Raw genomic sequence first — 25084 nt, 5'->3', positions numbered from 1 at the left:
TTAAAACGCCTGCAAACACACATCATCAATAACGGCCTTGCCCATGTCGCACAAGTAGTGCGACGCCCAGGCATGGCGTTCCCCGTCTTTCTCCAGGGCGGCATCCAGGGCCAGCGTTTTGGCGCAAAACAACAACGCCGAGACGTGCTCCAGCGCCTGACGCAAAGGTATACCGGGGTTAACGCAAAACAGAGGTTGGTCATTTTCGCCGCACGGGCCGAAGGTTACGACGCCGAGGGTGTTGATCGGGGAAGGGGTAGTCATTGAGTGTGCTCCTAATATGTTTAAGAGCTGTCAGGTTCGTGTCCAGGCGAAGGTGACAGCTGTACGCAGGCTGGAAACCGGGACAATTAGGCAAACCCGGCAGGTCCGAAGACCTCCCGCGCACAGCCGTCATAAGATGAAGACTGACGCACAAAAAACGCCAACTCCCCGAAGGGTACATGGCGCTAAGGCGCGTAATTGTTACTCGGGTTTCCAGGCCCGGCCACTGTTTATTTCAGCGGCGGTGTACGGTACGCCTGCACTCAACGCCCCGAAGCCATCCGTTGCCGCAGTTCGTGTAGGAGGCGGCACCTTTGCGTGCGCGCCTCTGACACGGCGAAACCTGAACGTCTTCGGGGTTTGGCTGACGGGCTGCCAGCCATCCCTCAGTTACTGATCGCCAAAATACTCGCCTGATACGACGCCACAAACAGGTCGAAATCACCCTGTTCGGTTTTTTCAATGTCCATTTGGTCGTTAATCGATTTGCGGGCTTTTTCTTCAAAAGCGTCCTGGTCTTCAGGGCTGAGTGCCTGGCTGCGGAAGTAGTCAGCGTGGGCAATGCTTTGGCGCATGGAGAACTGAGCGAAGCTTTCTTTGTGTTCGGCCATGCTGGCCAGCACTTTGGCCGACGGGGTCCGTGACACGTCCTTGATTTTCGCCAGTTGCTCATCCAGTGCCTTGCTGTGCGCATCGTCACCCTTGCTTTGATCCAGCAACGCGGCCAGTGGTGCGATTTGTTCCAGCAGTTCGGCTGCCCATTCCTTCATGTCCACCGGTTGACCGTCACGCTGCAATTGCAGGCCCGGGCGGCGACCTTCTTTGACGACGCTGAGGAAGTTGGAGGTGCAACTGCCGCACTCCGCGCTGTCGAACTGCGGACTTTCTTGCAGGGCGCAGTACAGCAGGAAGGCATCCAGGAAGCGGGCTTCGGGCAGGTCAATGCCCACGGGCAGGAACGGGTTGATGTCCAGCAAACGCACTTCAACGTACTGCACGCCACGGGACATGAGCGCTTGAATCGGACGCTCGCCGCTGTAGGTCACACGCTTGGGGCGGATGTTGGAGTAGTACTCGTTTTCGATTTGCAGGATGTTGGTGTTCAGTTGCACCCACTCGCCGTCCTGGTGCGTGCCGATTTCGACATACGGCGCGTAGGGCGTTGCCACGGCTTTACGCAGGCTGTCGGTGTAACTGTTGAGGTCGTTGTAGCACGGTGTCAGGCCCGCCTGAGCGTTGCTCTGATAACCGAGGTCGCTCATGCGCAAGCTGGTGGCGTACGGCAGGTAGAGCGTGTCGGGGTCCAGTTGTTCGAGTTGGTGAGCCCGGCCGCGCAAAAAGCCTGCGTCCAGCGCAGGCGAGGCGCCAAACAGGTACATCAGCAGCCAGCTGTAACGGCGGAAGTTACGGATCAGCGCGATGTAGGCGCTCGACTGGTAATCGCGGTCTGTGCCCACAAAGCCGTCTGCCGCTTTCAGCACAGGCCAAAGGGCTTCAGGCAACGAGAAGTTGTAGTGAATGCCGGCAATGCACTGCATGGTTTTTCCGTAACGCAGGGCCAGGCCTTTGCGATACACGTACTTGAGCTGTCCGATGTTGGACGTGCCGTAGTAGGCAATCGGAATATCCGCTTCGGCCGGCAACGGGCACGGCATTGAAGGGCTCCACAGGTACTCGTTGTTGAGTTTGCTGTAGGCAAAACGGTGGATCTTGTCGAGGCTGGCCAGCGTCTCAGCCGGGTCGGCCAGGGCCGGGGTGATGAACTCCAGCAGCGACTCGGAATAGTCGGTGGTGATTTGATCGTTGGTCAGGGCCGACCCCAGTTCTTCGGGGTGCGGCGTCTGGGCCAGGCGGGCATCGCCGGTGACGCGCAAGCATTCGCGCTCGATCCCGTGCAGACACTGCTCCAGCAGAGTGAGGTTAGCGCGCTCGCTGAGCAGAGCCAGGCGGCGGTTGAGAAGTTGGCTCAAGTTGGATTCCTTCACGCGTCAGTCGCCCCAATATGGGGGTGGTCAGGACGGTCTACAAGGGTGAAGTTGAAGCCGGCGTGGTCGCCTGACTTTTAAAAGAAGTGCTCAGCCCCGTCCCTGTGTCGGTCCCAGGCGCTCCAGGCGCATTTCGGCACCGCGTATGCAGTGCCGAAATTAACCTAAATCGACGGGTGACCGCTACAGGACAGCGAACGTGCCTTGCGCTTTTGCGACCCGCTTTTCGCCCTGCCAGACGTCAGCTTCAACGACCAGCGTGCGGCGACCGGGGTGGATGACCTTGGCGATACACAGCACTTCGCCTTCGGACACCGCCCGGATGTAGTTGATCTTGCATTCCAGGGTGGCGCTTTGCTGATCGAAGCCATGGGTACTGGAACAGGCCAGCCCCATGCTGATGTCGACCAGGCTGAACAGCACCCCGCCATGCAGTTTGCCGCCCCGGTTGCGCAGGTGCGGCTCAAGGCTCAGGGCGACGTGGGCCGCGCCTTCATCAAGTTGCACCACGCGACAGCCGATCAGTTCACTGAACGCGCTTTGGGTCAGCCCGGCCGGGATGTCCATCAGCGTTTTTTCAGTTGCTTGGCATTGGCGAACAGCGATGCCATGGCGTTGTTGGCAGGGGCCGCGGCCACGGTTTCCTTGCGCGGTGCGGTATTTTGCTGGCGCCCCGAAGCGCCCGGACGTGCGCCGCGCGCCCCGTCAATTTTCTCGCCGGGGGTGTCGCTCATGCGCATCGACAGGCCCACCCGCTTACGGGGGATGTCGACTTCCATCACCTTGACCTTGACCACGTCACCGGCTTTGACTGCTTCACGCGGGTCTTTGATGAATTTCTCGGACAGCGCCGAAATATGCACCAGACCGTCCTGATGCACACCGATATCGACGAACGCACCGAAGTTGGTCACGTTGGTGACGACACCTTCCAGAATCATCCCCAGTTGCAAGTCTTTGAGGTCTTCGACGCCTTCCTGGAACTCGGCGGTCTTGAACTCGGGACGCGGATCCCGGCCCGGCTTTTCCAGCTCTTGCAGAATGTCGGTGACCGTCGGCAAACCGAAGGTTTCATCGGTGAATTTCTTCGGATCGAGACGCTTGAGAAAGCTCGCATCACCAATCAGTGAACGAATGTCGCGTTCGGTGTCGGACGCAATGCGCTTGACCAGCGGGTAGGCTTCGGGGTGAACCGCCGAGCCGTCCAACGGGTTGTCGCCGTTCATGACGCGTAAGAAACCGGCGGCTTGTTCAAAGGTTTTTTCACCCAGACGGCTGACTTTTTTCAGCGCCGCGCGGGTTTTGAAGGCACCGTTTTCATCGCGATGGTTCACGATATTTTGCGCCAGCGTGGCGTTGAGGCCGGAGATCCGGGCCAGCAGCGCCACCGAGGCGGTGTTTACGTCCACCCCCACGGCGTTTACGCAGTCTTCCACAACGGCGTCCAGACCCCGCGCCAGCTTGAGCTGCGACACGTCGTGCTGGTATTGGCCGACCCCAATGGATTTGGGGTCGATTTTGACCAGCTCGGCCAGCGGATCTTGCAGGCGGCGCGCAATCGAAACAGCGCCACGGATCGACACGTCCAGGTCCGGGAATTCTTTGGCTGCCAACTCCGATGCCGAGTACACCGAGGCCCCGGCTTCAGACACCATGACTTTGGTGACTTTCAGTGCAGGGTATTTTTTGATCAGGTCGATGATCAGCTTGTCGCTCTCGCGGCTCGCGGTGCCGTTGCCGATGGCGATCAGTTCGACCGCGTGTTTGGCACACAGGGCAGCCAGGATCGAGATGGTTTGATCCCACTTGTTGTGCGGCACGTGCGGGTACACGGTGGCGTGTTCCAGCAGTTTGCCGGTGGCATCGACCACGGCAATTTTGCAGCCGGTGCGCAGGCCCGGGTCCAGGCCAAGGGTAGCGCGCGGGCCAGCAGGCGCGGCCAGCAGCAAGTCGTGCAGGTTGTGCGCAAACACGTTGATGGCTTCGGTTTCTGCGGCGTCGCGCAGTTCACCCAGCAGATCGGTTTCAAGGTGTGTATAGAGCTTGACCTTCCACGTCCAGCGCACCACTTCGCCCAGCCATTTGTCAGCCGGACGGTTCTGGTTTTGCAGGCCGAAACGTTCGGTAATCATCATCTCGCCGGGGTGCATCGTGCCGGGCAATTCTTCGCCCACTTTGAGCGACGCGCTGAGGATGCCTTCATTGCGCCCGCGGAAAATGGCCAGCGCCCGGTGCGACGGCATGCTTTTGAGTGGCTCGTCGTGCTCGAAGTAATCGCGGAACTTGGCGCCTTCCTCTTCTTTGCCTGCGATGACGCGGGCGCTGAGGGTGGCTTCCTGCTTGAGAAAACTGCGCAGTTTGTCCAACAGGGTGGCGTCTTCGGCGAAACGCTCCATCAGGATGTATTTGGCGCCGTCGAGGGCGGCTTTGACGTCGGCCACGCCTTTTTCGGCGTCGACAAAACGGGCGGCTTCTGTTTCGGGGTTCAGGTTCGGATCATTGAACAGGCCGTCAGCCAGTTCACCGAGGCCGGCTTCGAGGGCGATCTGGCCTTTGGTGCGGCGCTTTTGCTTGTAGGGGAGGTACAAGTCTTCAAGGCGGGTTTTGGTATCGGCGAGTTTGATATCGCGCGCCAGTTCTGGCGTCAACTTGCCTTGTTCTTCGATGCTGGCGAGGATGCTGATGCGCCGTTCGTCGAGTTCTCGCAGGTAGCGCAGGCGTTCTTCCAGATGACGAAGTTGGGTGTCATCCAGGCTGCCGGTCACTTCCTTACGGTAACGGGAGATGAAGGGTACGGTGGAGCCTTCATCCAGAAGTGCGACGGCCGCTTCGACCTGCTGCGGGCGCACCCCAAGTTCTTCGGCGATGCGGCTGTTGATGCTGTCCATAAAACCACCTGACAAATTGTGATGCAGGCTCGCAGGCCCGGGCTTGAAGGCTTGCGAGGCTGGTTGAGCGGCTTTAAAAAGCGCCGCTACCTGGGCCAAAAGGGCAGCCTGTTGACCCGTGAAGTCTGCACATTGCGGCACGCACTGAAAAAAATAATTGCGCCGCAGCGGTTGAAAATTCGAGGTTGCCTGACACAAAAGGCGGCGCATTATAACCAGCGTTCCCGTATTCAGGGCACTGCGTGCAGCGTGCGCCTTGATCTGTGTACTGGCTGTGAAGGAAAAATCTGCTAACAATGCACACGATGCGTATAACAGCAGCTACGCCATAATGCGCGCCGAGATCATAGGAGCATCTAATGAGCAGCACTGCACACACTGCTGAAGGCGAAAAAATTCTTATCGTGGACGACGACCCGGGCCTGAGCAGCCTGCTGGAACGTTTTTTCACCAGCAAAGGCTATCGTGCCCGCGCGGTACCAAACGTCGAGCAAATGGACCGTTTGTTGGCCCGCGAGGTGTTTAATCTTGTTGTATTGGACCTGATGCTTCCAGGCGAAGACGGTCTGTCCGCCTGCCGCCGTTTGCGCGCTGCGAACAATCGCGTGCCAATCATCATGCTCACGGCCAAGGGCGATGAACTTAGCCGTATCAAGGGCCTTGAACTGGGGGCCGACGATTATCTGGCCAAGCCATTCAACCCCGATGAACTGATGGCACGGGTCAAAGCGGTGTTGCGTCGCCAGTCCGCGCCCGTGCCGGGCGCGCCGGGCAGCGAAGACGAAAGCGTCACGTTCGGTGATTACGAGTTGTCACTGGCGACCCGCGAACTGAAACGCGGTGATGAAGTTCACATGCTGACCACCGGTGAATTTGCGGTGCTTAAAGCGCTGGTCATGCATGCTCGCGAGCCGTTGACGCGCGACAAGCTGATGAATCTGGCGCGTGGCCGTGAATGGGATGCGTTGGAGCGTTCAATCGATGTTCAGATTTCCCGTCTGCGTCGCATGATTGAGCCGGATCCTTCCAAGCCGCGTTATATCCAGACAGTCTGGGGCGTGGGCTATGTGTTTGTACCCGACGGCAACGCCACCAAGTGATGGATCATTTGTAGGAGCGGGTCACACAGGTTGTTCACTACCTGAGTGGCCCGCAATTCCATTTCTGCGAATATCCCTGCGCGCTCCTGCAAACTGCAAAAGCATCAATCTATGAAAACCCCTCTCTGGTTTCCCCAAAGTTTCTTCTCGCGCACCCTCTGGCTGGTACTGATCGTCGTTCTATTCTCCAAGGCACTGACATTGGTGTACTTGTTGATGAATGAAGATGTCCTGGTTGATCGTCAGTACAGCCACGGCGTTGCCCTCACGTTACGTGCCTATTGGGCGGCCGATGAAGAAAATCGCGAAAAAATTGCCGATGCTGCCGGGTTGATCCGGGTGGTGGGTGGCGGTGTGCCCGAGGGGGAGCAGCATTGGCCGTACAGCGGCGCTTACCAACGTCAGATGCAAGCCGAACTCGGGGCTGATACCGAGGTTCGTTTACGTGTGCATTCCCCGCCCGCCTTATGGGTTCGAGCGCCGAGCCTGGGGGATGGCTGGCTGAAAGTGCCGCTCTACCCGCACCCGCTGCGCGGGCAAAAGATATGGAGCGTGTTGGGCTGGTTTTTGGCCATTGGCTTGCTCTCCACTGCGTCGGCGTGGATTTTCGTCAGCCAGCTTAATCAACCGCTCAAGCGCCTGGTGTATGCCGCGCGTCAACTGGGTCAGGGACGTAGCGTGCGGTTGCCGATCAGTGACACGCCGAGTGAGATGACGGAGGTTTACAGTGCTTTCAACCAGATGGCCGAAGACGTGGAGCAGGCGGGTCGCGAGCGAGAGTTGATGCTGGCAGGTGTTTCCCATGATTTGCGTACACCGTTGACGCGTTTGCGGTTGTCGCTGGAATTGATGGGCAACCACAACGACCTGACGGATGACATGGTGCGCGATATCGAAGACATGGACGCGATCCTTGATCAGTTCCTGGCTTTTATTCGCGATGGCCGTGACGAACTGGTCGAAGAGGTGGACTTGTGCGAGCTGGTGCGTGAGGTCGTGGCACCTTACAACCAGAACGAAGAACGGGTTCGTTTGCGTCTGCAACCGATTCAGCCGTTCCCGCTGCGCCGGGTATCGATGAAGCGCCTGCTCAATAACTTGATCGGCAACGCATTGCATCATGCGGGTGAAGATGTGGAAGTGGCTGCCTATGTGTCGGGCGATGTGAGTGCGCCGTATGTGGTGCTCAGCGTGATGGACCGCGGCGCAGGCATCGACCCTTGCGAACTGGAAGACATCTTCAACCCGTTCATTCGTGGCGATCGGGCACGCGGCGGGAAGGGGACCGGACTCGGGTTGGCCATCGTCAAGCGCATCGCCTCAATGCATGGCGGCAATGTCGAGTTACGCAACCGTTCAGGGGGTGGGCTTGAAGCACGCGTCAGATTGCCGTTGGGGCTGATGCTGCCCCGAGGCGCGGTGTAAATACGCGACGAAGGACGCGCGAGGCTGTCGGTGGACGCAGCCTCGCGTTGTTTCTTGAGAGGCTACGGGCGTCAGCCTTTGCCTTTGGTTCTTGTCAGGTTCGGCCCGCTGTTTTTCTCCAGATGTTCAATGATGATCCCTGCCACGTTTTTGCCCGTGGTGGTTTCGATGCCTTCCAGACCCGGTGAGGAGTTGACCTCCAGCACCAACGGGCCGTGATTGGAGCGCAGGATGTCCACGCCCGCCACGCTCAACCCCATCACCTTGGCAGCCCGAATGGCGGTCATGCGTTCTTCCGGGGTAATCTTGATCAGGCTGGCGCTGCCGCCACGGTGCAGGTTGGAGCGGAACTCACCCGGCTTGGCCTGGCGTTTCATCGCTGCAATCACCTTGTCACCCACCACGAAGCAGCGAATATCGGCGCCACCAGCTTCCTTGATGTATTCCTGCACCATGATGTTTTGTTTGAGGCCCATGAAGGCTTCGATCACGGATTCTGCCGCCGTAGCGGTTTCGCACAGGACAACGCCGATGCCTTGTGTGCCTTCTAGTACCTTGATCACCAAGGGGGCGCCATTGACCATTTCGATCAGGTCGGGGATGTCATCCGGTGAGTGCGCAAAACCCGTCACCGGCAACCCCAGCCCACGCCGCGACAGCAATTGCAGGGAGCGCAGTTTGTCCCGCGAGCGGGCGATGGCCACCGATTCGTTCAGCGGGAAAACCCCCATCATTTCGAACTGACGCAACACCGCGCAGCCGTAAAACGTGACCGAGGCACCAATGCGCGGAATCACGGCATCGAAGCCTTCCAGCGGCTTGCCCCGGTAGTGGATCTGCGGCTTGTGGCTGGCGATGTTCATATAGGCACGCAGGGTATCGATCACCACCATTTCGTGGCCTCGTTCTGTCCCGGCTTCAACCAGGCGACGAGTGGAATACAGACGCGGGTTACGCGACAGCACAGCGATCTTCATGCAGCACCTGTGGCAGAAAGGGTAGTGACCGGAAAAACCGGTTTGTCTTGAACGTATTTGAGGCCCGGATTAACGACCAATTGGCCATCGATCAGGGCTTTCGAGCCGAGCAGCAAACGGTAACGCATGGACTTGCGGCAAGCGAGGGTGAACTCCACCGGCCAGACCCGATCACCCAGCGCGAGGCTGGTGCGGATCACATAGCGCACTTGCGTATGCCCGTTCGAGCTTTTAATGGTTTTTATCGCCACCAACGGGGCTTCGCAACGGCGGTGACGCAGTTGCACCCGCGTGCCCAAATGCGCGTTGAAACGCACCCACTCGACACCGTCGCGCACAAAAGGCTCGATTTCAGTGGCGTGCAGGCTGGAAGTACTGGCACCGGTGTCGATTTTGGCGCGCAAGCCAGCAACTCCCAAATCGGGAAGCGCCACCCACTCGCGCAGACCGACAACGGTCAGATGATCAAATGTCTTCAATATGAGTAACCGCGATTAACGTATCCAGGCCGCAGGACGAACCTCGGCCAACGCTTGGAATGCAGGTCGGGCGAACCAGTAACCCTGCATCAAAAATATTCCACAATCGGCCAGGAAATCCCTCTCGCCAGCGCTTTCGATGCCTTCGGCTATGACTGTAACGTTCAATTCAGAACACATCATGACAACGCCGCGCACAATGGCCTGACGCGCACGGTCCTGATCGACATCGCGGATGAGTGCCATGTCGAGCTTGATCAGGTCAGGTTGAAAATCCGCCAATAAATTGAGCCCCGAATAGCCGGCTCCGAAGTCGTCGATCGCTGTCTTGAAACCGAATTCGCGGTATTCACGCAGAATATGGGTCAAATGGCGATAGTTATCTATGTGTTCGCTTTCCAGCGTTTCGAAAATCAGCTTGTCGAGCGGGAAATCATGGGCTTTGGCGGCCTCCAGGGTACTGCGAATGCACAGTTCTGGCCGATAGACCGCGTTGGGCATGAAATTGATTGATAGATGTTGCTGCATGCCCAGCGTGGCCGCACCCTTGATCGCGCGGGTGCGACACGCCTGGTCGAAGCGGTAACGATTGGTGTCATTAACTTGCTGCAATACCTCGAACGCGCCTTCACCGGACGGGCCTCGGACCAGTGCCTCGTGAGCAAACACCGATTGATCGCGCAGGTCCACGATCGGCTGGTAGGCAAACTGAAAATCGAACCCCAGCGGCGTGGCTTGCCGGCAAGCGTCGCAGCGGCTTTTGGCGCCCGTCAGGGAATCGGGGAAAAACGTCATGGGACATAACCTCGCCAAAGGCGCTGAGAGGAGCGGCATTCTAGCCGGGTGCCAGATTCATCTATTCGTTAGAAACGGTAGTACAGTTCTGACCCTGCCAAAGAAGAGGAATTCCAATGGCTCAGAAGCAAGAAGAAGACGATAAGGTCCGTTTGGACAAATGGTTGTGGGCGGCGCGTTTTTTCAAAACCCGGGCACTGGCCAAGGCGGCCATTGAAAGTGGCAAAGTCCATTGTCGAGGTGAGCGCTGCAAACCCAGTAAAGAACCGCGGGTAGGCGATGAGCTGCAGATTCGTGTGGGCCTGGAAGAGCGAACGGTAGAAGTCAAAGCGCTCTCAGTCGTGCGTGGTGGCGCACCGCAAGCGCAATTGTTGTACGCCGAAACAGCGCAAAGCATCGCTAAACGCGAGCACGCTGCCGCGATGCGTAAATCCGGTGCAATGGGGATCACTACGGAAGGTAAACCGACTAAAAAACAACGGCGCCAACTGCATCAGTTTCATGATGCCAGCGGCGCCGAGTAGAGCGGCGTTTGAACCGCATGCCAACGCGGGTTGCTTAACCGCGCACGATGCTCATGCGAGACACCAGTGGCAGACGCTGCAACAGCGAAAAGATCGGCGCTGTCACGCGCAGCAGAAGATCCGACGCCCGGGCCGCGAACGGGGTGTAATAGCCCCAGCCCAACGCCAGCAAGGCCAGAAGCAAGCCGCCGATGTAGTCGTCCTGGCCCCAGTGGGCGCCGGCCACGAGCCGCGGCATCATGAACAGCAGCGTCAGGCCCCAAATCACGACTTTCTGGCCAGCGTTTCGGCTGAACACGCTCATGAACAGGCCCCAAATCAACAGCACAGAGGCGTGATCGCCCGGAAAACTCTGGCTGGAGCGGTCTTTGAGCTCCCAGGTTTTTTCCAGGCCGGGGAAGTAATCGCTCAGGTGAATGGCGTCTTCAAACACCATCGACGGGCTGTTGTGCTGCCAACCCATCGCGGCGGTGAGTTTGGAAAACAGCGCGCGGATCACCACCAGCAGCAACAGGATCGCCAGAAAACCAAACAGCGCGCGACGCACCTGAGTGGCTTCAAACACCCAATTACCTTTGATCAGCAAAGCCAGCATGATCACGCCGACAACCACATCGAAAGGGCGAAGACTTGCAACTGCCCACATGTGGAGCCATATAGGGTTATCAGCCAATGGACGATTGAGCAGATGGAACAACCAGTCGTCGAAAGTCAGGCAGAGAATTTGGCCGAATGGCCATAACCAGAAACACAAAAGCCCCAGAGCGAGTAAATTACACCCCGCTAGGGCTCCGAGGTTCCACCTTGTTTGGAACAGAGTGGGATTGTTCATGACATGCCCCCTTGGCTGGGTCTTTGCACCCGATAGGTGCTAAAAACGCGCCTTTATAAAGACTCGAACACATTTTGTCACCAATTTAGAACCCTATTCCTATGTCAGATTTACGCAAAACCGACTTCACGCAACGTTTCATTTTTGACAACAGCGACACCCGCGGCGAACTGGTTTCGCTGGATCACAGCTACGCTGAGGTCTTGGCCAAGCACGCCTACCCTGAGCCGGTTCAACAACTGCTGGGCGAGCTGATGGCTGCTGCGGCGTTGCTGGTCAGCACCTTGAAGTTCGACGGTTTGCTGAGCCTGCAAGCCCGTTCCGAAGGCGCCGTTCCGTTGCTGATGATTGAAATCACCAGCCACCATGAAATTCGCGGGCTGGCCCGATTTGACGCGGACCAGATCAAACCGGACGCGACCCTCAGCGACCTGATGCCCAACGGGGTTCTGGCCCTGACCATCGACCCGACCATCGGCAAGCGCTATCAGGGCATCGTGGACCTGGACGGCGATGATCTGTCGGCCTGTTTCACCAATTACTTCGTGATGTCGCACCAGGTGCCTACCCGTTTCTGGCTCGCGGCTGATGGAAAGCGCGCGCGTGGCATGCTCTTGCAGCAACTGCCTGCCGAAGTCATCAAAGACGAAGACGAACGTGCGGAGTGCTGGAACCGCCTGAATGCGCTGGGCGATACCCTGAAGGTTGAAGAGCTGTTGGGGCTGGATAACCAAACCATCCTGGTGCGTTTGTTCCACGAAGAAGAAGTACGCGTTTTTGACGATGAATGCATCGAGTTCAAATGCAGTTGCTCGCGCGAGCGATCTGGCAATGCATTGTCCAGCCTGGGTCATGACGATGCGCTTGCGCTCGTCAAAGAACATGGCGGTCATATTGAAATCGATTGCCAATTCTGTAACGAGCGCTACCTGTTCGATGCAGCAGACGTCGATCAATTGTTCGCGGGCGCCGGTGTAGAGACGCCTTCAGGCACTCACCACTAAAACGTTTCAGCGCAGGTAAAACCCCTGTCAAAGCCCGGTATAACGCGGTTCTGACAGGTGGGGCCTACTATTTTTGGGCGTTTCTGGCATAATCCGGCCCACTTTTTTCGCGGTAGTAGTGCAAAATTTTCTACTACAAAACGTTTGGCGCAATCGGCCAATGGCCGACGGGGAACCTCATGACGCAAGCTAATAACGCCGTGTACACCGATCTGAGCATCGACGATCTGGTCAAAGAAGCCCTGAGCCGTGGTGAAGGTGAGCTTGCCGACAATGGCGCACTGGTTGTTAAAACGGGCCACCGTACCGGCCGTTCGCCAGCTGACCGCTTCATCGTTGAAGAGCCTACCACTCAGGACGCCATTGCCTGGGGCCCGATCAACCGCAAGTTCCCGGCTGACAAGTTCGACGCACTGTGGGACCGCGTTGCGGCCTACCTCGGTGAGCGCGAGCGTTTCGTTTCCCACGTTCATGTAGGTTCTGACCCGGCGCACTACCTGCCCGTGAAAATGACCACCGAAACCGCTTGGCACAACCTGTTTGGTCGTTGCCTGTTCATCAACCCGGAACAATACAACCCGGCTGGCAAAGATGAGTGGCAAGTGATCAACGCACCGAACTTCGTGTGCGAGCCTGAGCGTGATGGCACCCACTCTGACGGTTGCGTGATCATCAACTTCGCGGCCAAAAAAGTATTGATCGCTGGCATGCGTTACGCCGGCGAAATGAAAAAAGCCCTGTTCTCGGTTCAGAACTTCCTGCTGCCAGCCGTTGACGTCCTGCCGATGCACTGCGCGGCCAACATGGGCGAAGACGGCGACGTGACCCTGTTCTTCGGTCTGTCCGGCACCGGTAAAACCACCTTGTCGGCTGATGAAAGCCGTTACCTGATCGGTGACGACGAACACGGTTGGGGTGTGGGCGTGGTGTTCAACATCGAAGGCGGTTGCTATGCCAAGTGCATCGACCTGTCCGAGAAAAACGAGCCGGTCATCTGGAAAGCGATCCAGCACGGCGCCGTTCTGGAAAACGTCGTACTCGACGCCAACAAAAAGCCTGACTATGCGGATGACAGCCTGACGCAGAACAGCCGCGCCGCTTACCCGCGTGAACTGATTGAAAAGCGCGCCCCGCTGAACCTGGGTGGCGAACCTAACGCCGTGATCTTCCTGACGTGTGACCTGACTGGCGTACTGCCGCCAGTGTCGATCCTCAGCGAAGAACAAGCGGCTTACCACTTCCTGTCTGGCTACACCGCACTGGTAGGCTCGACTGAAATGGGTTCGGGCAGCGGCATCAAGTCGACGTTCTCGACGTGCTTCGGCGCGCCATTCTTCCCGCGTCCTGCCGGTGAATACGCTGAGCTGCTGATCAAACGTATCCGCGGTTTCGGCTCCAAGGTTTACCTGGTCAACACCGGCTGGACCGGCGGTGGCTACGGCGTAGGCAAGCGTTTCAACATCCCGACCACCCGTGCCGTGATCGCTGCGATCCAGAGCGGCGCGCTGATCGGTGCTGAAACCGAGCACCTGGACATCATCAACCTGGACGTGCCAAAAGCCGTACCGGGCGTCGACACTGTACTGCTCAACCCGCGCAACACTTGGGCTGACAAAGCCGCGTACGACGAAGCCGCCAAAGCATTGGCTGGTCTGTTCACCGAAAACTTCAAGAAGTTCGACGTGAGCGATGCAATCAAGGCTGCCGGTCCGAAGGCGTAAACCTTCGTACCGAATGCTGATTGACCAAAAAGCCGCCTGAGAAGGCGGCTTTTTTGTACCTGTTAATCAGGCTTCAAGGCTGTCGGTGTCCCAGTGCTGCGCCACAATTGCCGCGTACAGCATGCCAATCGTCAAGGGCACTTTGCTTTCGCGGCCCTTGGCACTGCGCTTGAGATGCGGGTCATGCCCCGCAGGCTGAAAGTAGCGATAGGCGTCGTAATCCTCCAGCGTCAGCCCGAAGCGCTCTTCCAGCGCCTCCATCAACTGTTGGGCGTCCCGGCCATTGCAGCCCAGATCAAGGTTGATCGACGTCTTCAGGCTGACGGTTTTGTGCTCCGGCAGACCGATTTCTTCATGCAGCAATTGCATCAGCTCACGCAAGGCGGGCGTGTCGGGGAGGTCGGTGGCGAGTTTCATGTGGTGTGTCCGTAAACCCAAGGTTGATGAAGTACAACGTCGTTACCCAGTTGTACCGGCTTGCAATCGAAAATGGCCGTGCTCGTCATAAGCGCAGTGTTCGGCTCACCGTCATTGCGGGCGAGCTTACCTTCAGCCTCGTCGGCCTGCATTCGGTTTGCGCGTGCTCACATTGGCTGCCGTTTAACCGCTCAAGCTTCAGAGCGGAATGCAAACCGCGGTTTTGTGTCTTTGGTTGAACTTAAGGATTATTCCTACAACTGATTGCTACTTCCTGCCATACAGTGATTAGCCAACTCGGGGGAGGGTAAAAATGGCTCATCATGGTTACATGTCAATCATTGGAAAAAAACAAGGGCTCATCTCTTCCGGCTGCTCCAGCCAAGATTCAATCGGTAATAAATGCCAAGTGGGTCACTTTGATGAAATCATGGTGTTAGCGTATTCCCACGACATGGTGGCAGGTAGTGATGGGAGCGTCACTGGCGGACGCGGGCAACACAAGCCAGTTGTCATCACTAAGAACATCGACAAATCTTCGCCATTGATTGCCGGGGCATTGCATGATGGGGAAGAAATCGAATGCTCCATTGATTTTTACCGTACGTCTTCGATAGGTAGTCAGGAAAAGTACTTTACGGTTCGTTTGTCCGGCGCTCGGATTGCCTATATGAACGCACACGTCCCTCATAGCATCAATATGGCAGACGGTCAGCCACAAGAACTTATTGCTATCCGTTATCGCGATATTACGTGGACACACGTACAAGCCGGTACCAGTTCATACAGTACCTGGGAAGTCCAACTATGAGCGACCAACACTATGACATTCATGATGTGACTAAATCGGCAACAGATCTGATGTCTTTCGGCTGTACTTCAAGCGGTACGTATCTGCCTGACAGTGTCTTGCAAATCAAATTCAGCGCAGTGATTGCCAATTATGTGAATGCTGTTATCCGGGACGTAAGTGAGGGCGTTATCAGTGCTTGGGAAGGTGTTCAAGAGTTGAGGGTTGAGTACGACCAGCTGGCCGAAAAAGTGATGTTCTACGCTAAAAAGGGCATCGGCATTGCGGGAGGTCTTGTGCAAATAAAAACAGGGGCTGAGATAACAATCGCGAGTAGAGGTCTGGGGGCTCCTTATGGCGTATATATGATGGGGCACGGCTACAACAACATACATGAAGGGGTTTTGAATATATATAACGGTAATAATGATACTGTGGGTCCTGTGAGACAGCTTTACAGAGATAAATTTCAGGGGGATTACAGTGGTGATATGGCCTATTATTCTGTCGACTTGATCGTGGCAGGTATTGGGCTTGGTAGGCAGGTTCGCAAAGACGGTGCGTTTAAGCTGTTTCGTACTATCGCGGACGATTATGAACGAGCATACAAACAAACAGGGAAGCTATACCTGGCACTAGAAGCCCTTGTCGATAGCATCACAATACAGTCTCTTTACACTGCCATGAAACCAGATGACGTTGCTGAAAAATAAGGTGGTAGTGTCAGTGTAAGAGTATTTATAGCCATCCCCCGAAAGCTCAGGGCTACATAACTCATGCCAATAACGCCAATGGCTGCATGAATACAATAAAAAGTTAAATCAATCCAGCGTCTTTAAAATGGGCGATCTGTTTATTGGTCAAGTGATTAATGAGGAGCAACTTTTTGATCCGCCCATCACTGGTGCCCTGAGCGGTTAATCCATTAATTTATTTTTTATCACGCTCAGCTTCGCTTTATATACCGAGCTAATGATGGCCTCAGCCGTTTTATTCCACTTGAACGGCTTGGCTGAATGCTCATTATGAGCCTCGATAAATTGACGGATAGCCACCTTTAGGTCGGCGACGCTGGTGAAGGCACCCCGGTAGAGCGCTCGTCTTTCCAGTTGTGCAAACCAGCCTTCCACGGCGTTCAGCCAAGACGCGCGGGTTGGTGTGAAGTGCAATTTGAAACGCGGATGCTTTTCCAGCCACTGCTTGATTACAGCCGTTTTGTGGGTCGAACTGTTATCTAGAATCCCATGCAGATCCAGTCCGGCTGGCGTGCTGCGTTCAATCTGTTGCAGGAAAGCCAGAAACTCTTTGGCTCGATGGCGCTGGGTAATCCGTCCGATTACTTGGACGGTCATGATGTCGAAAGCCGCGTACAGACTCGCCGTACCATGGCGCTTGTAATCATGCGTCCGGCGTTCAACTTGACCTGGGCGTAGCGGGAGCATCGGTTGGGTGCGATCCAACGCCTGGATCTGGGTTTTTCGTCAACCGACAACACCAGGGCATTATCCGGTGGGTTCAGATAGAGCCCGACCACGTCGACTACCTTGTCGGCGAAATGAGGATCGTTGCTGATTTTGAAGGTCTTAAGACGATGGGGTTTGAGGTCGGAAGCGGCCCAGACCTGCCGAACCTGCCACGTGGTAACCCGCGCATACTTGGCCATCAAACGGACGCTCCAGTGAGTGGCCTCCTGGGGTACACGCCGGGTAGTCAGTGTCAGGATTTCATTGATTTTATCGTGCCCAAGTTTGAGTGGCTGGCCGCTGCGCGGCATATCGCTCAACCCTTCGATTCCCGCCTCCAGATAACGTTTTCGCCACTTGAATACCGTCGGCGGCGTAACCTGCAACTGCTCGCTGACGGCCTTGGGCGTCAATCCGTCAGCCAGTAGAAGCAGGATACGCGCTCGCTGGGCGAGGCTCTGTTCCAGCGTACTCATACGCAACCAACCTTGCAGGGCGATGAGATCAGAAGGCATTAAAGCGAAGGGGGGAAGTCGGTCGGGCCATGCGCATAACCAATCCATGACATTGGACGCACAGTATATCGTTACCATTAGATAGATAAATTAACCGCTCAGGCAACTAGGCGCGTTTCGGTCACGTAGTAACGTAGACCTTTCATATGAGTGATCACTTTTTGGTATGTTTACGAGCGTTTGGGAGTTTTCTTGTATTTTTTATCATGCATGCCCTTCAGTTTGAGGTGGCGACGAGGGTATTAGTCTCTATATCACACCTCTAAATCTAGGTATGGCATAGCGTAGCCCTACTATGCTGATAGCGAGATAAATAACAATGGCTGTTTCCCAATAAATGTTCTGATGGAGGGTGGTAAATTGTTCGATCACCCAAATAATGATCATGGTATTGAATACGCCGGAAGATAAAACCATCAGTATGACAATTGTGTAATAGCGTAAGTTTTCCCATTTCATACCGCCTGTTCCTCCCGTTAAATTCGATTACTTGCAAGTTTTTCGGATTTAGGCGCTGGCCGATAGGCCTGCACCGCCTCTCGCGGGCTTAAAGTCCGTCAGCTCACTCCTCCGCCTTCAGAGCCTCGACAGTTGCGAATGATGTCAAGCTGCCACAGTGCGTCGCTTTGATCGTCTCAAGGTTGGTAGGGGTCGCACTGACAGCAGGCTTTTTTTATTGCTGTTGCGGGCGACGCGGGTTAACCAGATGCAGATAGCGTTGGAGCGTGTGAATGCCCTCGGCGACAGTATGAAGGTCGCCTCTTCCCAGATGTGTTCGTCGAGACGGGCTTGGGCACCGGCAGACTTTAATTTTCGTTCTGACGCTGAACTAGATTGTAGACCAAGGAGGTTAATCAATACCCCGGCGTATTTGCCCGCCGCGTCCATCAAGCAGAGAGCTCTTGGGCGGCAGACGGGAGTGCATCCAGTAAAAATGTCTACTTTTCAACATCCAACGACCCTGGATGTTCGTAGCAATAGCAGGAGTAAAACCGCCAGGTTGGATATGCACCCGTCTCGGCCACTCGCTGAAAGATCGTGGCTCGCGGCATTAATGACTCTATGGTGACCGGGCTTAAGCGCTTGAGGGGGCTGGTCGAGGCAAGAAGTTGCGATCGCTGTGCAGCGCTCAACCCATCAGCACAGCAGGGCAGGGGGTATCCCTGGCTGAAGGTCTGCCTTCGTCGATCAACACCGAACAGTTGAACTCGACCCTGTATCATTCCCTTTCAATTTCCCCTGACCTTTTCTCGATCCGTTGCGCAGCGGGCGTTAGCCTGGCGGGCTTTGCAACGGTCAATGGAGTGACAGTGATGCACAACACCCTGGAACAGGTTTTCGGTTATCCACAATTTCGTCCCGGCCAGGAGGCGGCCATCCGTGCGGTGTTGGCGGGGCGCTCAGCGGCTGCGATTTTCCCCACGGGTTCCGGGAAGTCGCTGTGCTACCAGCTGCCTGCTCTACTGTTGCCTCACCTGACGTTGGTGGTCTCGCCGCTGCTGGCGCTGATGCAGGATCAACTGGCGTTTCTCCAGCGCCACGGCATCCCGGCGGCCAGTATTGACTCGGCACAAGGTCGCGATGAAGCCAGTTCGGTGATGGCGCGGGCCAAGTCGGGGGAGTTGAAAATTTTGATGATTTCGGTTGAGCGCTTGAAAAACGAGCGCTTCCGAAATTTTCTGCAGCAGGTTCCGATTTCTTTGCTGGTGGTGGACGAGGCGCACTGTATTTCGGAATGGGGCCATAACTTCCGACCCGACTATTTGAAGCTTCCGGACTATCAGCGCCAGTTCAATATCCCACAAGTGTTGTTGCTTACGGCCACCGCCACGCCTGCGGTCATTGTGGACATGCAAATCAAGTTCGCGATTGCTGAAGCCGATGTCGTCACCACCGGTTTTTACCGCGCTAACCTCAATCTGTGGGTCGAACCTGTCACCGGTGCTGCCAAGCGCCAGCGGTTGGTGCAGTGGATGGGTGAGCGTCAGGGCCAACCGAGTATTGTCTACGTCACCTTGCAGAAGACGGCCGAGCACATCGCTCAGCACCTGAATCAGCACGGCGTCAGCGCCAGTGCCTATCACGCCGGTTTGCCCCACGATCAGCGCGAAAGTATTCAGCGTCAGTTCATGGGCGGGCAGTTGAACTGCATCGTTGCCACCATCGCCTTTGGCATGGGCATCGACAAAAGTGACATCCGCAATGTGGTGCATTTTGACCTGCCCAAGTCGATCGAAAATTACAGCCAAGAAATCGGGCGGGCAGGGCGCGATGGCCAGGCGTCGGATTGCCTGGTGCTGGCCAACCGGGACAGCCTCAATGTGCTGGAGAACTTCGTCTATGGCGACACCCCCGAGCTGCAAGGCATTCGCACGGTACTGGAAGACGTGCGTGCGGCAATCGCGGAGGGTCAGTGGGAATTTATGCTCCTGCCCTTGTCCGATCAGAGCAATATCCGTCAGTTGCCCCTGAAAACCCTGTTGGTGCAACTGGAACTGCGTGGCCTGATTGCACCGCGCTATGCCTACTTCGCCGAGTACCGTTTCAAGTGCCTGATCGAGCCCGAGGCCTTGTTGGCCCAGTTTGAAGGCGAACGCCGGGATTTTGTGTCGGGCATCATTCAGACCTCCAGCCGCGCCCGAACCTGGTGGACGGTAAATTTCGATGCGCTGTATGAACAGCATCAGGCTGAGCGCAATCGCGTGGTCAAGGCGCTGGACTATTTTCAGGAGAAAGGCTGGATTGAGCTCGAAAGCAAGCAGATGACCGACGTTTACAGCGTGCTGGTGAACGAGGTGGACGTCGATGCGCTGAGCCTGGAGCTGCATCGCTACTTTACGGCCCATGAACGTGCAGAAATCGCGCGCATTCACGCCATGTTGGCGCTGTTTGCCAGCGACACGTGCTTGAGCTATCGCTTGGCGCAGTATTTTGGCGACGACAATGCACCGCAACGTTGCGGGCATTGTTCGGTTTGCGCCGGGCAGGTGGCGCAATTGCCTGAGCCGCCACCGCTTGCGCCGCTTGTGGATAAAAACGTTGAAGGCTTATGCGGCCCGTTTATCCACAGGCATCAGGAATACACGGGCTGTTATCCCCCGGCAGAACGGCTGACCCGCTTCTTGTGCGGTATCAGCGTGCCCATGTTTACCAAGATGAAAGCCCGTGCCATTCCGGGGTTTGCCGCCCTTGAGTTGTATCCCTACGCTGAAGTTCGCGATTGGGCCGCGCGGTATGTGCAAGGGGCTTGACCCGGACCTCAGGCACACGAACGTGCCAACCCCCATCCCTGAGGGTTGGCTTCAACGCGTTACATCAAAGGATGTCTTTGTAGGTGTTGGGGCTGTACGCAAGGCTCTGCGACAAACCGGCCACTGGCTGGTAAGGCGCACCTTTAATGGCGCTGAAGGCGATGCCTTTGCTGCCCAGTGATGCGTAACGTTCGTTTTTCTCCGACTCCGTGATTTTGGTGTAGGAATACTTATGCATCGCGGCGTATTTCGCATCGTCACTGACGATGGCTTTGTGCTGGGCTTCCAGATCCGCAGCAGACAGGTTCAAGCGCTTATCCAGCGCCACGCCCCAGCGGGTCAGGCAGGTTTCTGCGAAATGACGCACCACCATCCCTGGCGCGACCAGCACCTTGGCGCCTTTGTCACCATCAGGCGCAGCGTTGCCCACCAGCGTGGCATGGCGCCCGGCCATTGGGTAAATGTGGACGCGCGTATTGGATGCCGTTTCCGGGACCACGCAAGAAAACCCTTTGGAGCGTTCGTCACGGGCGAAAAAGCCCACGTACTCCTGAACGTTTTTACCCAGCTCAACCCGCGAATTCTGGAAGTTAAGCGGGCCCGGTACCGGGTCCACGGCGAAAATGTTGACCGCAATGTTTTTCAGCTCACTGTCGTTGAGCATGGCGTTAGCCAACATGTGGCAACTGACGGCGCCGCGACTCCAGCCCACCAGATTGACCTTGGTCGGAATCACGCCGTCCTTGCGGAAGGTTTTGATCAACTGCTCTTGCAGTTGTTGCTGGGTCACGCTGCGGTTGCCGTAATCGTATTTGCGCCACATCCATGAACCGGTAACGGTCACGTCTTCGATCGGGATACCGGCCGCTTTGAGACGGTTATATTCCGCTTCGGTGAGCTTCTCGCGTTGCCATTCGCACTTGCCTTTGAGAATGCTCAGCGCGTGCTTCACGTTCTCTTCCCAGCCGTTGCCGAACAGGCTGCCGGTCATGCCGTATTCCTTGTTCTGCACGAACATCTCATCGGCTTGCAAGTTGCCGCTGCCGGGGCCATCGACGACGATCCACTCAGCAAATTCACGACCTGTGCTGTGGGACGCCAGCGTCGAAATCAGCTCGCCATTCCAATAGTTCTCGTGGGTCGCGTCGAACTTGGTGGAGCCGGTGCCGCAGAAATAAACAGTTACTGTAGTCACGATAAATCCTTGCGTTCATTGGAGAGAACGCAAGGTAACGATCGGAAAGCTCCTGCATCAGAAGGAGATTTGGCCGCTATGGGAATACTTTCCTTAGCTGTTTGCAGTCACTGTTGCTGGCTTACCCCAATAGCGCTTTGAGCACGCGGGTAAAGTCTTGGCTGCTTTCGATTTCATCAGCATGGTGACCCTCACGCACTACCCACTTGCCATTGACCAGCACATCACGCACCTGACGATCACCGCCTGCAAACAGCCAGCGGTTGAGGATGGCATCTTCCTGTGCCGTGGCCAGATACGGGTCGTTGCCGTCCAGCACAAGCCAATCGGCGCGTTGGCCTACCGCCAGCCCGGCAACCGGTTGCCCCATGGCTTGCGCGCCTCCAGCCAACGCCGCGTCAAACAGCGTACGCCCCACCATGGGCTGACCGGCGCGATGCAACCGGTTACGGCGCTGGTCGCGCAAGCGCTGGCCGTACTCCAGCCAGCGAAGTTCTTCCACCACGCTCAAGGAGACGTGGCTGTCGGAACCAATCCCCAGGCGGCCGCCCTGTGCCAGATAGTTCACTGCCGGGAAAATACCGTCGCCCAGATTGGCTTCGGTGGTCAGGCACAACCCGGCAACGGCCTGGCTACGCGCCATGCGCGTCACTTCGTCAGCGTTGGCGTGGGTGGCATGCACCAGGCACCAGCGTGCATCGACCTCAACGTTGTCATACAACCACTCGATCGGACGTTTGCCGCTCCAGCTCAGGCAGTCATCCACTTCCTTCTGCTGTTCCGCGATGTGTATGTGTACCGGGCACGTGCTATTGCTGGCGCTCATGACCTCATGGATTTGCTCCGGGGTCACAGCGCGCAACGAGTGAAAACACACGCCCAGGGCTTGAGCCGGTTGCCCGGCCAGCAATGGCGCTAACTGTTGCTGCAATTTCAGGTAGTGCTCTGTGCTGTTGATGAAACGCCGCTGACCGTCATTTGGCGCTTGGCCCCCAAATCCGGCGTGTGTGTAAAGTACCGGTAGCAGCGTCAGACCTATGCCCGTAGAGCGTGCGGCCTCACTGATTCTTAACGCCAGCTCGGCCGGATTCGTGTAGGGCTTACCTGATAGGTCGTGGTGAACGTAGTGAAATTCAGCCACCGAGGTATAACCGGCCTTTAGCATCTCGATGTACAACTGGCGGGCGATGATGCCCAACTGTTCCGGGCTGATTTCGCCGACAAGGCGATACATCAAGTCGCGCCATGTCCAAAAACTGTCATTGGGGTTGCCAGCCACTTCCGCCAAACCGGCCATGGCACGCTGGAACGCATGGGAATGCAGGTTGGGCATGCCCGGCAACAATGGGCCATTCAAGCGTTCGGCACCTTGCGCGTGGGCATCAGGCTGGATTGTCGCGAGCCGGCCATCTTCACCGATCTCTATTCGGACATTGGTCGCCCAGCCTGTGGATAACAGCGCACGTTCGGCAAAGAAGACGGACATCGGTTTCGCACCCTATTGTTTGTTATTTGTATATACATATACAGACGTTTGCCTGCTCGGTAAACTCCGGCAAGCTACGCATCTTTACTCATCAACAAGGAATGCCCGTGCCGACTCCGCCTGCCGTGAACCCGCTGGCTGCCCAAATGGGCGATAGTCCGGCGCCCCTGTACGCCCGCGTTAAACAGATGATCACTCAACAAATCAAGAGTGGTAACTGGCCGCCGCATTACCGTGTGCCTTCGGAAAGCGAGCTGGTCAGCCAATTGGGCTTCAGCCGTATGACCATTAACCGCGCTTTGCGTGAAATGACTGCTGACGGCTTGCTGGTCCGCATGCAAGGGGTCGGCACATTTGTGGCCGAGCCCAAAACCCAGTCTGCACTGTTTGAAGTTCACAACATCGCTGACGAGATTGCCGCCCGTGGCCATGAGCACAGCTGCAAGGTCATCAGCCTGGGCGAAGAAGCTGCCGGCTCCGAACGTGCGGCGGTGCTGGACATGCGCGAAGGGCAAAAGGTTTTTCATTCGTTGATCGTGCATTACGAGAATGGAATTCCTGTGCAAATTGAGGACCGTTTCGTAAATGCGCTGGTAGCACCGGATTACCTCAAGCAGGACTTCACCCTGCAAACGCCTTACGCCTATCTGTCTCAAGTCGCACCGTTGACGGAGGGTGAACACGTGGTCGAAGCTATTCTGGCTGACCCGAAAGAGTGCAAGCTGCTGCAAATTGAACCCGGCGAGCCCTGCCTGCTGGTTCGTCGTCGGACCTGGTCGGGACGCCAGCCCGTGACGGCGGCCCGGCTGATTCATCCCGGCTCCCGCCATCGCCTTGAAGGACGTTTCAGTAAATGAATGCATTGAGCGTTTTACGCGCCGCTGATTACCCGCGCATGCCGTGGAAAAACGGCGGTGGCAGCACCGAAGAAATCACCCGCGATGCAGGTGAGGGGCTTGAAGGTTTTGGCTGGCGCCTGTCGATTGCTGACATTGGCGAGTCGGGCGGTTTTTCGCAGTTTGAGGGCTATCAGCGCATCATCAGCGTGCTACAAGGCGCGGGCATGAATCTGCAAGTGGACGGCGCGCGCACGCGTGCCTTGTTACCGTTCGATGCGTTTGCCTTCAGCGGCGAAAGCGCAGTGAGCTGCACCCTGATAGATGGGCCGATCCGCGATTTCAACCTGATTTACGCCCCGGATCGCTTCCGCGCCCGCCTGCAATGGCTGGCGGCTACAACGCCGCAACGCTTTTTCACCTCGGCCCACACCGTGCTGGTATTCAGTGCCAGCGAGCAGGTCCAGGTCGGTGTCGGTAACACCCATCATGAACACCTTGGCCGTTACGATTGCCTGCAATTGAGCAATGCAGATCGGTTGCTGGAAATCACCGTCACAGGGCGCTGCTGTGTGATTGAGTTAAGTGCCGCCTGATGCATATCGCATAGCAGCGGTCTGCCGCTGCTGTGCGCTCACCTTGGGGCCCGTTTGTTACCGAATGCCTCAGAACAGCGCAAAAATTTCCTCTCGTAACATCTCTCTGCCTTCTCTCTTTCCTTCCAGAAAATCCCTCACGGTGCTCCGGACCACTATTTTCGGGGTTCTCGTCATTTTCATGGGAAGAATTCCCAAATTGGCCGCTTACTTGCATATGCTTGTATGTACAAGTACATAAGTGTGCGTCTGCCCATTGCTGAGGAGTTACCCGTGACTTCAACAACCCCTAAATCGCCAGCCGAGTCCACCCGTCACCGCGAAGGTGAAATCCGCGCCGCCCGTGGCACCCGTCTTACGGCCAAAAGCTGGATGACCGAAGCCCCGTTGCGGATGTTGATGAACAACCTTGACCCGCAAGTGGCCGAGAACCCGACCGAGCTGGTGGTGTATGGCGGCATTGGCCGGGCAGCACGTAACTGGGCCTGCTACGACAAAATTGTTGAAAGCCTGACGAACCTGAATGATGACGAAACCTTGC

21 protein-coding genes and 2 pseudogenes are annotated in these 25084 nt (G+C 56.7%); 11 read left to right on the top strand and 12 right to left on the bottom strand.

The window, feature by feature from the left end:
• The 4 genes from HBN61_RS12680 to HBN61_RS12665 all read right to left on the bottom strand — a co-directional run bounded on the left by HBN61_RS12680 (position 1) and on the right by HBN61_RS12665 (position 5137).
• Positions 1-264, bottom strand: a complete 264-nt coding sequence (locus HBN61_RS12680; RefSeq protein WP_169964538.1) for a DUF3077 domain-containing protein — start codon at positions 262-264, stop codon at positions 1-3.
• Between the two features lie 386 nt (positions 265-650).
• Positions 651-2234: a glutamate--cysteine ligase gene (gene gshA, locus HBN61_RS12675; RefSeq protein ID WP_169964536.1), complete on the bottom strand. Its 1584-nt coding sequence runs from the start codon at positions 2232-2234 to the stop codon at positions 651-653.
• Between the two features lie 198 nt (positions 2235-2432).
• Positions 2433-2816, bottom strand: a complete 384-nt coding sequence (locus tag HBN61_RS12670) for a PaaI family thioesterase (protein ID WP_094994280.1) — start codon at positions 2814-2816, stop codon at positions 2433-2435.
• On the bottom strand, positions 2816-5137 hold the full coding sequence (locus HBN61_RS12665) for a Tex family protein (RefSeq protein WP_170046899.1): 2322 nt from the start codon (positions 5135-5137) through the stop codon (positions 2816-2818). The genes HBN61_RS12670 and HBN61_RS12665 overlap by 1 nt, the downstream gene beginning before the upstream one ends.
• A 359-nt stretch (positions 5138-5496) precedes the next feature.
• Between HBN61_RS12665 and ompR the strand changes: the two genes are divergently transcribed.
• Together ompR and HBN61_RS12655 are read left to right on the top strand one after the other, a co-directional pair.
• Positions 5497-6237, top strand: coding sequence for an osmolarity response regulator transcription factor OmpR (gene ompR / locus HBN61_RS12660; RefSeq protein WP_047272927.1), 741 nt, complete (start codon positions 5497-5499; stop codon positions 6235-6237).
• A gap of 111 nt (positions 6238-6348) precedes the next feature.
• Positions 6349-7662, top strand: coding sequence for an ATP-binding protein (locus tag HBN61_RS12655; RefSeq protein WP_094994279.1), 1314 nt, complete (start codon positions 6349-6351; stop codon positions 7660-7662).
• A 71-nt stretch (positions 7663-7733) separates the two neighbouring features.
• Here HBN61_RS12655 and rimK read toward each other — a convergent pair whose 3' ends face one another.
• The 3 genes from rimK to rimA are packed head-to-tail and all read right to left on the bottom strand — an operon-like array spanning position 7734 to position 9913.
• A complete protein-coding gene (rimK, locus tag HBN61_RS12650; RefSeq protein WP_047272929.1) occupies positions 7734-8639 on the bottom strand; it encodes a 30S ribosomal protein S6--L-glutamate ligase in 906 nt (301 codons plus the stop codon).
• Entirely contained in the window at positions 8636-9118 is a 483-nt protein-coding gene (gene rimB, locus HBN61_RS12645) for a retropepsin-like aspartic endopeptidase RimB (protein WP_094994278.1), read from the bottom strand. The genes rimK and rimB overlap by 4 nt, the downstream gene beginning before the upstream one ends.
• Positions 9119-9133: 15 nt before the next feature.
• Positions 9134-9913 (bottom strand): S6 modification regulatory phosphodiesterase RimA, encoded by a 780-nt coding sequence (rimA, locus tag HBN61_RS12640; RefSeq protein WP_094994277.1) that lies wholly within the window; start codon positions 9911-9913, stop codon positions 9134-9136.
• A gap of 116 nt (positions 9914-10029) precedes the next feature.
• Here rimA and hslR point away from each other — a divergent pair, with 116 nt between their 5' ends.
• On the top strand, positions 10030-10437 hold the full coding sequence (gene hslR / locus HBN61_RS12635; RefSeq protein ID WP_094994276.1) for an Hsp15 family ribosome-associated heat shock protein: 408 nt from the start codon (positions 10030-10032) through the stop codon (positions 10435-10437).
• Between the two features lie 34 nt (positions 10438-10471).
• Here hslR and HBN61_RS12630 read toward each other — a convergent pair whose 3' ends face one another.
• The gene (locus HBN61_RS12630; RefSeq protein ID WP_094994275.1) at positions 10472-11269 is read right to left on the bottom strand and encodes a phosphatase PAP2 family protein; all 798 of its coding nucleotides are present in this window, start codon (positions 11267-11269) and stop codon (positions 10472-10474) included.
• Positions 11270-11370: 101 nt separating this feature from the next.
• On the opposite strand from HBN61_RS12630, the gene hslO reads away from it, so the two are divergent.
• Positions 11371-12273 carry an Hsp33 family molecular chaperone HslO gene (gene hslO / locus HBN61_RS12625; RefSeq protein WP_170046898.1) on the top strand — a complete coding sequence of 301 codons (903 nt, stop codon included), beginning with the start codon at positions 11371-11373 and terminating at the stop codon, positions 12271-12273.
• Between the two features lie 179 nt (positions 12274-12452).
• On the top strand, positions 12453-13994 hold the full coding sequence (locus HBN61_RS12620) for a phosphoenolpyruvate carboxykinase (protein ID WP_094994272.1): 1542 nt from the start codon (positions 12453-12455) through the stop codon (positions 13992-13994).
• A gap of 66 nt (positions 13995-14060) precedes the next feature.
• Here HBN61_RS12620 and HBN61_RS12615 read toward each other — a convergent pair whose 3' ends face one another.
• Complete coding sequence (locus HBN61_RS12615; protein WP_169964532.1) at positions 14061-14411, bottom strand: DUF1493 family protein; 351 nt, start codon at positions 14409-14411, stop codon at positions 14061-14063.
• Between the two features lie 313 nt (positions 14412-14724).
• Here HBN61_RS12615 and HBN61_RS12610 point away from each other — a divergent pair, with 313 nt between their 5' ends.
• Together HBN61_RS12610 and HBN61_RS12605 are read left to right on the top strand one after the other, a co-directional pair.
• On the top strand, positions 14725-15222 hold the full coding sequence (locus HBN61_RS12610; RefSeq protein ID WP_170046897.1) for an Hcp family type VI secretion system effector: 498 nt from the start codon (positions 14725-14727) through the stop codon (positions 15220-15222).
• The gene (locus HBN61_RS12605; protein ID WP_170046896.1) at positions 15219-15914 is read left to right on the top strand and encodes a DUF4225 domain-containing protein; all 696 of its coding nucleotides are present in this window, start codon (positions 15219-15221) and stop codon (positions 15912-15914) included. The genes HBN61_RS12610 and HBN61_RS12605 overlap by 4 nt, the downstream gene beginning before the upstream one ends.
• A 204-nt stretch (positions 15915-16118) precedes the next feature.
• Here HBN61_RS12605 and HBN61_RS12600 read toward each other — a convergent pair.
• Positions 16119-17210 (bottom strand): annotated as a pseudogene (locus HBN61_RS12600) (IS630 family transposase).
• A 1282-nt stretch (positions 17211-18492) separates the two neighbouring features.
• Between HBN61_RS12600 and HBN61_RS12595 the strand changes: the two are divergent.
• Positions 18493-20430 (top strand): RecQ family ATP-dependent DNA helicase, encoded by a 1938-nt coding sequence (locus tag HBN61_RS12595; protein WP_170046895.1) that lies wholly within the window; start codon positions 18493-18495, stop codon positions 20428-20430.
• Between the two features lie 64 nt (positions 20431-20494).
• Here HBN61_RS12595 and HBN61_RS12590 read toward each other — a convergent pair whose 3' ends face one another.
• Positions 20495-21625: a hypothetical protein gene (locus HBN61_RS12590; protein WP_169964525.1), complete on the bottom strand. Its 1131-nt coding sequence runs from the start codon at positions 21623-21625 to the stop codon at positions 20495-20497.
• Between the two features lie 121 nt (positions 21626-21746).
• Positions 21747-23111, bottom strand: coding sequence for a formimidoylglutamate deiminase (locus HBN61_RS12585; RefSeq protein WP_170046894.1), 1365 nt, complete (start codon positions 23109-23111; stop codon positions 21747-21749).
• 101 nt (positions 23112-23212) lie between these two features.
• Between HBN61_RS12585 and hutC the strand changes: the two genes are divergently transcribed.
• The 3 genes and pseudogenes from hutC to HBN61_RS12570 form a co-directional block, all read left to right on the top strand.
• Positions 23213-23968, top strand: coding sequence for a histidine utilization transcriptional repressor HutC (gene hutC / locus HBN61_RS12580; protein WP_170046893.1), 756 nt, complete (start codon positions 23213-23215; stop codon positions 23966-23968).
• Positions 23965-24543: a HutD/Ves family protein gene (locus HBN61_RS12575; RefSeq protein WP_169964519.1), complete on the top strand. Its 579-nt coding sequence runs from the start codon at positions 23965-23967 to the stop codon at positions 24541-24543. Before hutC ends, HBN61_RS12575 begins: the two co-directional genes overlap by 4 nt.
• 273 nt (positions 24544-24816) lie before the next feature.
• A pseudogene (locus HBN61_RS12570) lies at positions 24817-25084 on the top strand (urocanate hydratase); the annotation flags it as partial.

Origin of the sequence: Pseudomonas sp. WS 5071, assembly GCF_012985765.1 — a bacterium.
Classification (GTDB): domain Bacteria; phylum Pseudomonadota; class Gammaproteobacteria; order Pseudomonadales; family Pseudomonadaceae; genus Aquipseudomonas; species Aquipseudomonas lundensis_A.
Note: the sequence above shows the minus strand (reverse complement) of the source record. Positions and strands in the feature narration are given on the sequence as shown.